Raw genomic sequence first — 12,832 nt, forward strand, 5'->3', positions numbered from 1 at the left:
CCCTGTCTCCCGCTAACCCTACGGGTATAACGGGAGAGGAATTGCTCTTAAGGATGAATCAACACCCAAGTTTCATTTCCACCACAGAGCCACACCTGGAATAATTTATCAGCAATCCGTTTTCCTGACTCAGCCGCACCAACTATTTGCTGTAATTCTGTATCAAGGGATTTAGGTGTCTGATTCCAATCAATCAGAGTGTGGACTTGGGGAAAATAAAACTGCAAAAATGAATCGAAATAGGCTTGTAATGCTTCTTTCCAAGGATTGTCATAGTCAGCTATTGGTTCGCTCATTTCTATCTTTTACTTCTAGACTAATTCTAAAAACTATCGTCAGCTATCAGCTATCAGCTAAAGGCCTTTGGCCACGCTACGCGAACAGCTATCAGCTATCAGCTAGTGGACTTTGGCCAACGAATGATTACAAACCATCTAACGACAAAGATAAAATTACTATCGTTGCTGTCATGGTAATCCGTGGAGAAAATTGTATAGTAAAAGAGCGGATTATGGAGAGATTAATACTGAAATTACTGAAAGCAATATCTAGGATTTATAAAATAGATTAAGTTCACAAGTTAGGAATTTTATGAAATAGGGATGCAGCCAGTAAAAAGGGGAGCCAGTTGCTGAGGTGACTCCCCTTTTCCCACAGTTTCCTGTGTTTTACTATTCCGATCAGGTGACTGGAATTAAAAATGCGATTGACCTTTGGTCACGCTACGCGAACGCTTTTCCATACTGTCGTTCTTTGTGAGCAGGCTTCAGCTCCAGTTTTAACTATTCCGATTAAGCTATTATTTGCTCAATTGGCTGCTAGTGATTAATCCGATGGTGGGCAGTGGTTACCAACAGCTAAACTACAGCTGCTCGGTGTCATCCACTGCCCACCCTACCTAAACTAAAAGCGATCGCACTGATTAATTCGATGGTGGGCAGTGGTTACCAACAGCTAAACCCCAGCTTATCGGTGTCATCCACTGCCCACCCTACCTAAACTACCGATGGTGGGCAGTGGTTACCAACAGCTAAACCCCAGCTTATCGGTGTCATCCACTGCCCACCCTACATCGACACTTGTCAGTTAGTCTCGAAACTCATCAAAAAACAACCTACGGCTACCTAGGAATAAACCAGGGCTATTATCTCCAGTGGAAAAAGCGGTGACTCCAAATAAATAAGAACCACTAAACTCAGGATTTTCCTTAGCTCTAACCGAAACTGTAATGGTTTCACCAGGAGCAACCGGTGGATCAAACACAACCGTTACTTGATCCGAGTTAGACGATTCACTTCCCCCAATATTAGCCAAAGTCAGGGATGAGCCACCAGCAAAAGAATCGCCCACAAATGCACCACTATTTATCGGATCAAATTTGACTTTATCGATATTAGTTTTATTCTGGGTAATCGTTACAGCTTGCAAAGACTCTCCAGCATCTTCCGGTAATCTGAGGGTGAATTGGTACGTTGATGGAACCCTTACTCTAGTAAAGCTCGTAGCTGCCCTAACTAAGCGCGGAGCACGGTTAAATACAGTCTTACCATTACCGATTTCAATCGTCTTAGCAGGTAAGCTATAAAGAGTAGTTGGTAGCAATATACCCAATAAAAAAGCACCAGAGCCTACAATACGAGCCTTAGTTAATCCCCAACGTGCTATAGTGTTAGTCATCTCAATCACCTCTCATCAAGAAAGCGTCCGAAAGAAATTTACTGTTTAACGAAAAATTGTTAATTAACCAATACCCTTCAAGGATAACTACTCAATCGTACTTAATCTTAAGGATAAGAGTATTTTCTGAAAATTACCTGATATCTCCCTTAGAAAACCATAATAAAACCGAATCGTCACAATCGATACTAGATTAATCTTTGCTATTCTTTCGTTATTCCATGTTCTATTAACTATTAGAGCATTTCTGATCATTATAAAAAGCTACTACCGTTTTTTTTACCCAAAATTACTCTATAATTGATTGACTTTTGCCTCTTGCCTCGTAAGCTATAAGCTTATGTGCTACGGGCACGCTACTTGAGTAGCAAACCGGTTTTGAATAAAATAGGTAAGCATTCGTTTATAGCGCTACGCCCAAAGTAAGAGGCATTCATGCATGCAGTTTACTACAACAGCTTAGGTGCGCTTTCCGGATTAAGAATTAAATTCGCCACGGGTCGCACCTTTTGCTGCTTGTATCAATCTCAAACACCTTAATCCGTAGTGGTATAATCTGAGTTACGGAAAGCTGTTCGCGCAGCGTGAGCCTTTAGCTCACAGCTGATAGCTGACGACTAAATGCTTATCTTGCCTCTTGCCTAAGCAAATATGTTTAACATTCCAATACAAACCCTATAGTTGTAGTTCTTTGAGCCATGTTTCCCAAAATAACGTAGCTTGAGACTCTAATTTTTGGGCAAACATAGCTGTATCTCTGCGCAATTTGGCAACACTAAGATCGGGAGTTGAACTAATTTCGGAGGCGTGACCAACAAACCAATGCTCTAGTCCTGCAGCAGTTACTTCTGGGTGAAACTGTAAAGCCAAACTACATTCACCCCAGCTAAAGGCTTGGTTGTTGTACTTTGAACTAGAGGCTAGATGAGTAGCACCATCAGGAAGGTCAAAAGTATCGCCATGCCAGTGTAGGACGGCAGTATGTTCTTTAGCTAAATAGTTCAAAGGTGACTTTTGACCTGCATCGCTCAGCTCTATGGGTGCCCAGCCAATTTCTTTTACACCACCAGGATATACCCTTGCCCCCAGTGCCCTTGCCATCAGTTGAGCCCCCAAGCATATACCTATGGTGGGTAAATTAGCTGCTAAACGCTGCTCCAAGATGTGAAGTTCTTTTGTTAAAAAAGGATAATCCCGTTCGTCGTAGGCTCCAATCGGTCCGCCTAAAATTATTACCAAATCTGGATAGAGAAAATCTATCTTATCTAGATCAACTAGATCAACAGCCTTATTGTAGGTGACATGATAACCCTGTCGATCCAGAACCTGATGTAAACTGCCTAGATCTTCAAACGTAACGTGTGTGATCGCGTTCGCGTAGCGTGGCCTACGGCCAATCGCATTTTTAGTCATAACTTTTGCTTACCTGTTGTGTTGATGCAAAGGGCGAGTGGCGCATGGGTCTGTGTGCGGAACTTGTTTCCGCAGCTGTATTGATTGATGCAAAGGGCGAGTGGGGAGAACTTCCAAGACCGCGCTGCCTCCCCAAGATCGCTTAGGTGCGCTTATTCAAAAGCTGTTCCTTTAGCTTGCCGATAGCCCATAAGCTGTTACAGGCTTCTAGCCTGTGAGGTAGCGCATTAGCTGGATGCTTAGCTCTTTCTTTTTTATAACTATGAGATGCGCCCATCTGAATTTGCGGCCTGACCTGCATTTTCAGTTAATAAGATTTGCCTGGGGATACTCTTAAACCGGGATTAATCAGGATAAACCTAAATAAAACGGTCAAGGTGCATTTTATTGTTGTCCGAGGGAGGAGTGGTCATTCAGCAATTGGAGTCAAGCTTGCCACTCATCTGTCTGGACGTTCCTGGCATCCCGACCAGGAGTTCCTTGAAAGCCCGAGCAAAGCTCATGTTTAAAGTCAAGCCATCCAAGCTCAACCGCATCAGCTAGACTCAGTCCCATACCTTCCAAAAAACGCGCGGTACGACGCAACAATACTGCTTGAACCTCGGTTTTATTCATGTACCGGGTAATTTCCTTGTCTATACCTCGATCAAGGATGTTTTTAGCAGCGTTGTGGTCAGCCTGCAACACGACCCCATTAAACCTGGTGAAACTGTCCCCGCTCCTTTTCCCTAATAGGGTTCCAGTCACGGAGTCAATTTGCGACGTGTAACTAGGTTGAACTTCTGTGACAACCGAGCCAGTCCAATCAGCCCATTTCTGCAAAGAGTCCCGCATTACTCCCTTCATCCAACTATTAAGTTTGCGGGACACGGCCTTAGACTGGCGTTTATTTCGGATTGGTTGTGTTAAGTCCTCAGCAAATACCTTTAAAGATTCTCCCTTAAAAAGAGACTTAGAGGCTGCTCCTATAATTGCCGTTAGCTCTGACTGATTCTTTCTGTAACGGCGGTTTTCTGTCTTTCTGGTTAGGTTGTTTTCTAATATTCGGGCAGACTTGCAAGGGGACATTTTTTCTAGTTTTCTATGAAGCGCCCAAAGCTTTCCTCTGTTGCGGTTTTTGGCACATATCCGATCTGATTTTTTAGTTGCTACTTTGCCCAAGTCTTTTCCGTGTGCCTGACCATCTGAATCATAGAAAGCCTCTGTATACCCTTTGTCTACTCCTATAGAACGGCGATCAGCAGGGATTCCTGCGGTACCGTAATCTACCAAGAAGTGAATTTCAAATCTTTGCAGAAGTTGATTGTGGATTAATCTAATCTGACCACTTATTTTGCGATTAGATCTAACAACTATTCTGTTTCTCTTTCCTCTCCTCAGTCCAGCTAGTTCTAGCTGATAAGTGTTGCGGGAGAGTCTTTTACATTTGTACCCTCCTTGTTGATAGACTATTTGATTTTTAACCCAAGAATGCCCTCTGTGAAATTCCTTTCTAACAAGCCTGTGCAGGAGTGGACTATCTAGGAAGGCTAAGGTCTTTAGTTGTTTGCAAAGTTCCTTTCTTATCTTTTGCTTATCCTTTCCAGGAAACCTTTTGTAGACCTTTTTTATTACCGCTTCAGTACAAGCCGCCTGGCTCGCTGTGATTGCTTTTGCTGTATCGCTAACAGTCCACTCCATCAACTTAGAGGGCAGTCCCAAGGATTCAGGAGTCCTAAAACTCCTAACTTCTGGGTAGGCTTTTTTCCAATCAATCCCCCAATGGCTAATGCTACCCAGCTTGTTGTAAGACTCAGAGCGGACGATACCAAGCTTTTTCATTACCTGCAGCAACTCAAGCTCAACCGACTTAGTCATTCCCACTACGGGGACAACCTGAGTCGATATTTTCTTTGTTGCTCCTACTTTTCTTGGCATCGTTAACTGACTGTGTCCTATATCTTAAGTATACTATAGCGCTAGCAAAATATCAATGTCTGTTTTGCTGTATTAAATCCCGTTTTATCCCTATTTTTGGCTACTTAATTGCAGGGCGAAGCTATCGAGTCCACGCTGACAGTCTAAAATGCCTAACTCTTGGGCCAGCTTAGTAATCCCGTTATAATCAATGCGCATCAGGTTAACCTCGTTGTCTCTTGCGCAATCACCAATCACCTCTTTAGTATGTGGAAAGCCGATCTGAGCCAACATTGCTTCCCATACACCAAGCTCGATATTCGCAAACCAGTTAACTGGCTTGGGCAGCATCTCCATGAAGAATTCCTTTTGTTCTGTAGTCAGCTTGCTGTAAACCAACTTAGCCAAATTCTTAAAGATAGGGCTATGAGCCATCTCATCGCGGCGATGCATATCAACTGTCAATCTGTTGAATGGCTGGATTGTGCTATCCTCTGCTAAAAGCTTAAGATAGTCACTTATTAAAACTTCGGAGACGATCGCCGTTACCAACTTAACGATAATTTTTTGCCAATCTTCCGACCAGCGGTCTTGCTCCTGAAGCATCTTCATCACAAGATTGAACTCCGGCAACCTCAGCGACTCTAAACCCCTTTGCTTCCGGGTAATTGAGCAAGCGTTGTTTACTAGTAACACGTGGAAAGCTTCATCTGTAAGTGTCTCGATCGCAATCTTCTGACTGATGTCATCCTCTGTTCCCGGTACATTTTTATAAACAATATCGGAACAGGCAGGGACAACTATTTTTAATTCAATGGCGATAGTTTTCTCATTGTAAGCCAGCCAGCCGCAGGAGAGAATTTTATTCTGGACTTCCTCTGATGCTTCTAAGAAACGAGGATGCTTTTTAAATGGCAACAAATCCACGCGAAAGTCTTTCAAACTTGGATCGAATTTCTGATCTGGCTCCTTCTTCTTCACTTGTGCTCGTTTAGGCCAGTGATTAGACATCGTCTGTAATAAACTGCGACAATGGGAGCTTTCATGAGAATTGAGGTTTCTTTCTTGTAGTGAAAGAGTAGCTGTAGTTTGAAATTGACTAGTGTGTAAGACTTTCATTTTTAACTATCAAAATTACAAAAAGTACAATTTTAGTCACTATCAACCTATCAGCCTATGTGCTACGCACACGCTACGCGAACAGCCATCAGCCATCAGCCATTACCTATCATTAGCTATAGTCCCGTTTTAAGTTAATATCAAATGTTAATTAACCAATAACTCTCAAGGATAGCTCCTCAACTGGACTTAATATTAAGTATTCATACTTACCGTGAAAAGGACGTGATATCTAACTGAGAAAATCATAAGAAAACCGATTCCCTGCTGTTGTATTGTTCGTGATTTTGTAAGCATTCAGCTGAATGCTGATAGCTGAATGCTGAACGCGCACGCGTGGGCGTAGCGCTTATGCTCACGTGATTTTTTCCCCGTTCTCTGTTCCCTATTCCCGACTCCCTTAACGCCAGCCGAACCAACGCATTACTGGCACTAGCAGATAATAACTCACCCCTAGCCAAAATCCTTCTAAGATAGCCAACATAGCAAAAAAAGCCATCGGGTGATAGAAATCCAGTTTACCGGTTCTAGAAAAAGAAAAGATATTAACCACAAATCCTGCTGGCAATAAATCCGATGACACTAGACCCCCAAATACGCCACCAGCTCCTGCTGCCACCACTAAAGCATGAATCAGATTATGGCTGGGTAGCCCTAATCCTAGTACCAGGAGCATTACTGTAACCGCAGTAATCCAGATCAGCAACCCCTGGTCAGCTACATCAGAAACCAATAATACTGTAGGTACCGTTGCCTGCCACATCAACCATCCCAGGCTATAACCAAAAATACCCATTATCCCTGCTACTAAAAAGCGTCGCTGCTGACCAAAGCCTCCTCCAGCCGTCAATCCCCAAGCTGTACCTAAGCCAGCAGCCGCAAACAATAGCATTTCTTGCCACATTGTTATTTGCACCGAAGGCAAGATCATAGACAGTACCCCAGAAAGGAAATTTGTCACTTTCTGCCCAATACTTGTCCAATTAAATACCATAAACCCAACCGTTGCACAAAAAACTCCCCCAAAAGCTCCGAGGAACATCTCCCAAACACTATCGAGACAAGCTAGTGCGATGGTGATCACTACTGCTAAGAGGGAATCTTTTACGGATGTGATCGAATGAGTCAACCCTGTCACAGATTGTGTTAATTTAGGGCTAGATAACCCCAGAGCAGCTACCTGATTTCCTTGAAACGAAGAAACTGGTGCTGAGGAAAATACTGGTGCTGGGGTAAATTGGTAGCTAGGGCTAGGAGTCATACCTAGACGCAGATGAATCTCAATCGTAGTTGTTGGTCGTTGTTGGGGTACTACGCTGAGCATTTCATCCAGCAAGTCCGCCAAGTCATGACTTACCACTGCCTGCTCTCGCCATCGAAATTCACCAGTTACTGGGTCTTGTAAATCCTTCAACTCAATACCCGTCAGTAAATGAATCATCGTTCGGCTCAGGGCATAGAAATCAGCAGCCGGTCCAATTGCTGCACCAGCTATCTGTTCCGGTGGAGAGTAACCTGGAGTAATCAACCGAGTCGAATCATTCTGAGAAAACTCAGAACCCACACTCAATTGTTTAGCTCCCCCAAAATCAATCGCCACTAGCTCTCCCGTGGTTTGCCGCAGCATTAAGTTTGAGGGTTTGATGTCACGGTGAATCACTCCACAACTGTGCAAGACCTGTAAAATTTCTGCTGCCTGGTAGAGCCAGTCCCGCACTAACATTTCTGGACATCCCTGAGGATGATCTATAAGCATTTGCTCCAAGGTTGAACCGTTGATTTTTTCCATCACCAAACAGTGCAGGTCTGGGTGTGGCTCAAGACCTAGATTGACGACAAAATAGCTATCTTGCTCAACTTTGGGAATGCCTGGATGATCCAGACGTTGCAAAACATCTGCCTCTTGCTGAAATAGTTGCAATACCTTCGGTTTAGTATCCAGCAAGACCTTCAGCACCTTTTCTGTCTTCGACCGCAAATCCCAAACGGTGTATATGTTGGCAAATCCTCCTGAACCCAAGAGCTGGAGAGGAAAGTAGCGATTCTTGAGCCTTAACTTTGCTCCACAACCATTGCAAAAGTTGTTATCCCTTGGCTGAGGGTAGGGCGCTGGGCAATTGGGATTAATGCAATGAATTGATTCAGCAACAAATGGATGCACAATACAGCTCAACAGACATTGTGATTTGATTCTATCGAACTAAGGAATTTTATGATTAATTATAAGTAGTCTTTCAAGTGAAATTTTAATGAAACGACCTTTAGGTTTGTCCTAACCACCACTGGCTGGAAAACTCCCACCGATAAAGTGAATATCACTGAAAGTTTCGATCCACAGACGAGCTCCACAATCAAGAGGGTTATCTGGTTGATACACAATCCGACACGGACCGAGAATTTCTACCTGGTTGCCATAGGTATTGTCGCCACTTCGTTTTACCGAAATCACTGGCAGCCGCTCTTTAGGGCTTTTGTGGTTATTGGAGCCAATCCGATTACGATTAACATTAATCTTGGCTAAAGCAGGAGGACGACTTTTACGCCAAGTTCCTTTCGGTCCCCGGTTCTTCTTGGTGATTTGAGGCAAATAGTTGAACAGAGGAATAATCCAGAACTTACCGCTTTTATAAGCACCCCTTACTCTACCGGAGTCAAGCAATTGCCGTAATCGTCGAGGAGTTATACCCAACAGAGATGCTGCTTCAGTAGTACCAACACACTTGTTCATAAGTTAATTTACCTTGGACTTCCTTTACTATTCCGATATCACTATTATAAGGAATCATCAAAGAATTGGCAAGGACACAAGCCAGATTTAGGTGTTAGGTTTTAGGTATTAGGTTCTGGGTTTTGGGTTTTGGGTTTATTACTTATTCCTAGTATTTAATGTCTAATGTCTAATGCCTAATGCCTAAAGAACTGAAGCACTAAAGTACTGGACTACTATGGCCACCTATCCCGGAATTTCTAGCGACGCTTTCAAACACCCCCTTGACCAACAAGCGGAGCAAGCTTTACGCAGTGTCCCTGGTTTTGATTTAGTTTCTCGTAAGTTTGTAGAATTTCTCTACGAGCGTCCCCAGTTTGTTTATCTGATGGGGAACAGTATCAAAGTCGGACCGCGCCAGTATGCCAATATTTATCACTTATTCCGAGAATGTGTTCGGGATTTAGATGTACATCCTGAACCAGCCCTATTTGTTAGTCAAAACTCTCAGGTTAATAGCTATGCTTTAGGTCAAGACCATCCTTACATAGTTATCAACACTGGCTTATTAGATTTACTGAATGAAGCAGAAATTCGTACTATCTTGGCTCACGAATTAGGACATATCAAGTGCGGTCACACCATCTTAATTCAGATGGCGATGTGGGCAATGAATGCTGCCTCTATGTTAAGTGAAATGACCTTTGGCTTAGGGAATATCGTCAGCACTGGCTTAATTTTCGCCTTTTATGAATGGCGTCGCAAAGCTGAATTATCCGCTGACCGTGCTGCCTTACTAGTGATAGATGACCTGAAGACTGTGATGCAAACGATGATGAAAGTGTCTGGTGGCAGTGCTAAGCATCTACAGGAATGCAGTCTTGATGAATTTATCCGTCAATCAGAAAATTATCAAGAACTAGACCAAGACAGTCTCAATCAAATCTATAAGTTCTTACTGTATAATGGTGGTATTAATCGTCAATTTCTGAGCCATCCCTTTCCAGTTGAACGCATACACTACCTGCGAAAGTGGGCAATTTCAGAGGAATATCGCAAAATTCGTCAGGGCAATTATCAACGTGTTACCAAAAAGGGAGCAGTTGACGTTGACTCGAATCCACCATCGAACAACTCAGTGAATGAAGCGGAACAGTTGCAGCGTCAAATCCAGGAATTGCAACGGGAAATTAATCGTATCAAGAATAAATAAGAGGGAACAGGGAATAGGGAACAGGGAATAGTGGAAAGAGGTCGTATTCAGAAAATTTTGTTAGGTGCGCTCTTACCATTAAGAATTAAATTCGCCACGGGTCGCATCTGTTGAATAGGCTAATTTTCCGGCGTTGCGTCAGTCTTGGAATCAATAGCAGTAGAGTGGGCATCCTGCCCGCCCGAAAATAAGCATGAAACTGGCAAGATGCCAGTTCCACGCCCGAAAATAAGCATGAAACTGGCAAGATGCCAGTTCCACGCCCGAAAATAAGCATGAAACTGGCAAGATGCCAGTTCCACGCAAGATGCCCATTCCACCGATCGCACCGCTCCCGACTCCCGACCCCCGACTCCCTGCTCCCTACTCCCTACTCCCTACTCCCTACTCCCTGCTCCCTTTGCTCCATGTTGAGAATACCAAGTGGAGAGTGCTAGGTGATGTACTTCTAACCAAGAGCAGTTATTGTCCTTGGCTAACTTAGCGCAATCTTGGTATTCTGGGTGGACATTCATAATCGTTTTGTGAGGTGAGCGATCGCTCCAAGCCACTTTCACACTAATTTGGCCATACTTAGTCTGTACCTGCTGGATTTCCCGAGGTAAGATCGCTCGTTGCTGAGTCAGACGTCGCACGCCTAAGGTAGTGGTTTCTCGGAATAATACTGCCTGACAGGCCTCTAGATCTTGAGGATGACAGATGACACTCAGGAGGATACCTGGTCGAGATTTCTTCATGCCAATAGCTTGAGTGAACACATCCACAGCACCAGCGTTAAATAACTCCTCAAATACATAACCAATGGCTTGAGGATTGAGGTCATCTATTTGAGTCTCTAGCACTGAGATAGTTTCTAGGGAAGAGTTAGCAGAAGAAGAGTTAGCAGAAAGGGGTGACTGGTGTAGGGTTTGTGGGGGTAAGTTTGACGGTTTAACCTTGGACTTGCTAAGCTTGACGGCTTCTGAGGACTCACCAATCCACAATCGCAACATATTGGGAATGGGTAATTGTCGAGAACCGCCACCATTACCTATTTTTTGAATAGTCATTGCTGGTGGTGAACCAAAGCTAGTGGCTAAGGTAACGGCAATAGCTGCTCCCGTTGGTGTTACTAATTCCCGCTCAATCCCATTACTGTAAACTGGCACCTGACGGGATTCCCACAATTTTAGTACTGCTGGTACTGGCACCGGTAGCCGACCATGAGCTGCCCATACTGTCCCGCCACCAGTGGGCAGTGGAGAACAATAGATTTGGTCAATTCCTAGCCAATCTAAGCCTAAGCAAGTACCGACTATATCGATAATCGCATCAGTAGCGCCTACTTCATGGAAGTGAACTTTGTCTGGAGAAATACCATGAACAGCTCCTTCCGCTTCTGCTAGTTTCCGGAAGATAGCAAGACTCCACTGGCATACTCTTGAGGGTAATTTTGCTGCTGTAATTAATTTCTCTATGTCTGGTAAGTGTCGTGTGGGATGATGATGATGATTCTGCTCAGGTGTACTGATCTCTGTTATGCCTGACCTGTGTTCATGGTGGTGTTCATGGCCGTGTTCATGGTGGTGTTCATGGCCGTGTTCATGGTGGTGTTCATGGCCGTGTTCATGGTGGTGTTCCTGTTGATGGTGATGATGCTGATGGTCTTGATCTGGTAAATCTACATCAACTTTGGTTGCCAACTGACCATTGTGGTGTACTTGGCTAAGTCTTAAGTGATACTCTTGCTCAATTCCGAGTGCTGCTAGCTTTTCCAGTAAATATTCCCACGGTACACCCGCAGAAACTAGTGCTCCTAGGCACATATCACCAGCAATTCCAGTGGGACAATCTAAGTAAGCTAGCTTTGTCATTCTAGATCCTATTGATTAAGACAAATTAATTAAAACAAATTAATTAAGACAAAAGGATTTGGAGCAATTCATCCTCCACAAACCCTACAGGTCTAGATCAGGGAATTATGGCCAGATCTTGCTAACTATACTGACCTCTGAGTCAGAAAAAGCCAAACTGGCAACACACTTAGGTGGCAGTAGTTTTTAATCCTTTGGCAGAAGCGTTTCTATGTCTGGCCTTGGTGAATTTTCCCAAGGTTAGGCTTTAGCAATTCAATATTGAGGAATTCAACAATATTTATGGCTACTATTTATACTATCCATCCGGAAACACCTCAAATACGTCGAATAGAGAAAATAAGAGAGTATCTCGAAGATGGTGCAGTGATGCTCTATCCCACTGACACTGTCTATGCGATTGGTTGTGATTTACATGTGAAGTCCGCAGTGCAACGAGTTAGGCGTTTGAAGCAACTATCCAATGATAAACCCCTGACGTTTTTGTGTTCGTCTCTGTCCAATATTGCTAAATATGCTCGGGTAAGTGATCCAGCTTACCGGATTATGAAGCATTTGATTCCCGGACCGTATACGTTCTTGTTACCAGCAACCAAGTTAGTACCAAAGCTGGTGATGAGTCCCAATCGTAAAACTACTGGTATCCGAGTCCCAGATCATAACGTTTGTCAGGCGTTGCTTTCAGCTCTAGGTCATCCAATTATTTCTACCTCGGCTCATCTACCCAATCAGGATGGTGACACTCCAACGGTGGGATTGGAACGGGCTAAACTATTTGATGCTCTCGATGGTCTCGTAGACATCATTGTGGACAATGACTTAGAACCGGGATTTCAAGTCTCAACTATCCTCGACCTGACTGGTTCAGAACCGATGATGGTGCGGCAGGGTTTGGGATGGGAGGAAGCGATCGCTTGGATTTAGCTAGTGAAGCTAGTAATTTAACTAGTCAGC

11 protein-coding genes are annotated in these 12,832 nt (G+C 43.8%); 3 read left to right on the plus strand and 8 right to left on the minus strand.

The window, feature by feature from the left end:
* Positions 1-47: 47 nt before the first annotated feature.
* The 7 genes from BJP34_RS31015 to BJP34_RS31045 form a co-directional block, all read right to left on the minus strand.
* Complete coding sequence (locus tag BJP34_RS31015; RefSeq protein WP_070395666.1) at positions 48-296, minus strand: hypothetical protein; 249 nt, start codon at positions 294-296, stop codon at positions 48-50.
* Positions 297-1,086: 790 nt separating this feature from the next.
* Positions 1,087-1,677, minus strand: coding sequence for a DUF2808 domain-containing protein (locus BJP34_RS31020; RefSeq protein WP_070395667.1), 591 nt, complete (start codon positions 1,675-1,677; stop codon positions 1,087-1,089).
* Between the two features lie 675 nt (positions 1,678-2,352).
* Positions 2,353-3,090, minus strand: a complete 738-nt coding sequence (locus BJP34_RS31025; RefSeq protein ID WP_070395668.1) for a glutamine amidotransferase — start codon at positions 3,088-3,090, stop codon at positions 2,353-2,355.
* Between the two features lie 426 nt (positions 3,091-3,516).
* Positions 3,517-5,007, minus strand: coding sequence for a zinc ribbon domain-containing protein (locus BJP34_RS48040; RefSeq protein ID WP_070395669.1), 1,491 nt, complete (start codon positions 5,005-5,007; stop codon positions 3,517-3,519).
* Between the two features lie 90 nt (positions 5,008-5,097).
* Positions 5,098-6,105, minus strand: coding sequence for a diiron oxygenase (locus BJP34_RS31035; RefSeq protein ID WP_083305435.1), 1,008 nt, complete (start codon positions 6,103-6,105; stop codon positions 5,098-5,100).
* Between the two features lie 400 nt (positions 6,106-6,505).
* Positions 6,506-8,266, minus strand: a complete 1,761-nt coding sequence (locus tag BJP34_RS31040; protein ID WP_070395671.1) for a serine/threonine-protein kinase — start codon at positions 8,264-8,266, stop codon at positions 6,506-6,508.
* Positions 8,267-8,377: 111 nt separating this feature from the next.
* The gene (locus tag BJP34_RS31045) at positions 8,378-8,833 is read right to left on the minus strand and encodes a helix-turn-helix domain-containing protein (RefSeq protein ID WP_070395672.1); all 456 of its coding nucleotides are present in this window, start codon (positions 8,831-8,833) and stop codon (positions 8,378-8,380) included.
* Between the two features lie 217 nt (positions 8,834-9,050).
* On the opposite strand from BJP34_RS31045, the gene BJP34_RS31050 reads away from it, so the two are divergent.
* Positions 9,051-10,025: a M48 family metallopeptidase gene (locus BJP34_RS31050; protein WP_070395673.1), complete on the plus strand. Its 975-nt coding sequence runs from the start codon at positions 9,051-9,053 to the stop codon at positions 10,023-10,025.
* Between the two features lie 248 nt (positions 10,026-10,273).
* A complete protein-coding gene (locus tag BJP34_RS44885) occupies positions 10,274-10,462 on the plus strand; it encodes a hypothetical protein (protein WP_158517563.1) in 189 nt (62 codons plus the stop codon).
* Here BJP34_RS44885 and larC read toward each other — a convergent pair.
* Positions 10,403-11,878, minus strand: a complete 1,476-nt coding sequence (larC, locus tag BJP34_RS31055; protein ID WP_070395674.1) for a nickel pincer cofactor biosynthesis protein LarC — start codon at positions 11,876-11,878, stop codon at positions 10,403-10,405. The two genes, BJP34_RS44885 and larC, sit on opposite strands and share 60 nt — an antisense overlap.
* A gap of 282 nt (positions 11,879-12,160) precedes the next feature.
* Between larC and BJP34_RS31060 the strand changes: the two genes are divergently transcribed.
* A complete protein-coding gene (locus tag BJP34_RS31060) occupies positions 12,161-12,802 on the plus strand; it encodes an L-threonylcarbamoyladenylate synthase (RefSeq protein ID WP_070395675.1) in 642 nt (213 codons plus the stop codon).
* Positions 12,803-12,832 lie beyond the last annotated feature (30 nt).

It is taken from the genome of Moorena producens PAL-8-15-08-1 (assembly GCF_001767235.1).
Taxonomy (GTDB): Bacteria; Cyanobacteriota; Cyanobacteriia; order Cyanobacteriales; family Coleofasciculaceae; genus Moorena; species Moorena producens_A.

Coding starts and splice junctions, on each gene's coding strand:
- larC (WP_070395674.1), bottom strand. CDS start 11,878: ATGACAAAGCTAGCTTACTTAGATTGTCCCACTGGAATTGCTGGTGAT.
- BJP34_RS31035 (WP_083305435.1), bottom strand. CDS start 6,105: ATGAAAGTCTTACACACTAGTCAATTTCAAACTACAGCTACTCTTTCA.
- BJP34_RS31045 (WP_070395672.1), bottom strand. CDS start 8,833: ATGAACAAGTGTGTTGGTACTACTGAAGCAGCATCTCTGTTGGGTATA.
- BJP34_RS31050 (WP_070395673.1), top strand. CDS start 9,051: ATGGCCACCTATCCCGGAATTTCTAGCGACGCTTTCAAACACCCCCTT.
- BJP34_RS31020 (WP_070395667.1), bottom strand. CDS start 1,677: ATGACTAACACTATAGCACGTTGGGGATTAACTAAGGCTCGTATTGTA.
- BJP34_RS31060 (WP_070395675.1), top strand. CDS start 12,161: ATGGCTACTATTTATACTATCCATCCGGAAACACCTCAAATACGTCGA.
- BJP34_RS48040 (WP_070395669.1), bottom strand. CDS start 5,007: ATGCCAAGAAAAGTAGGAGCAACAAAGAAAATATCGACTCAGGTTGTC.
- BJP34_RS44885 (WP_158517563.1), top strand. CDS start 10,274: ATGCCAGTTCCACGCCCGAAAATAAGCATGAAACTGGCAAGATGCCAG.
- BJP34_RS31015 (WP_070395666.1), bottom strand. CDS start 296: ATGAGCGAACCAATAGCTGACTATGACAATCCTTGGAAAGAAGCATTA.
- BJP34_RS31025 (WP_070395668.1), bottom strand. CDS start 3,090: ATGACTAAAAATGCGATTGGCCGTAGGCCACGCTACGCGAACGCGATC.